This is a genomic window from Haemophilus sp. HMSC61B11 (genome assembly GCF_001838615.1).
GTDB classification, from domain to species: Bacteria; Pseudomonadota; Gammaproteobacteria; order Enterobacterales; family Pasteurellaceae; genus Haemophilus_D; species Haemophilus_D parainfluenzae_AD.
Genome location: NZ_KV837961.1, coordinates 1 through 260, shown reverse-complemented (window position 1 = coordinate 260; position 260 = coordinate 1). Strand labels below are relative to the sequence as shown.

The following is a 260-nucleotide window of genomic DNA, read 5'->3' as shown; positions in this document are numbered from 1 at the left end:
TTTCTCATATAACTCAAATAAATTTTTTATCCTGTGAGTGTTTTTCGCAATATGATCACAAATGCTATGTACTACATTATCTATATGTGCATTAAATAAGTTTGGTATTTTGGCAATTTTATTAATTGTATTAACGCCATTAATAGGTTGAGCTATGCCTAATTCATTCTTGAGTATTTCAATGATTGAGTCTTCACTATTGTTGAGGTGAGAGTCGTCAATATTTAATGTGGCATATGCTCCAGCTATTGTCATATCCA

Annotated in this window: 1 protein-coding gene; it reads right to left on the bottom strand. The window is 30.4% G+C overall.

Annotated features, from left to right (window positions below):
- Nucleotides 1–260 (bottom strand): hypothetical protein (locus tag HMPREF3263_RS10790; protein ID WP_371113371.1); only part of this gene is annotated, 260 nt, incomplete at both ends.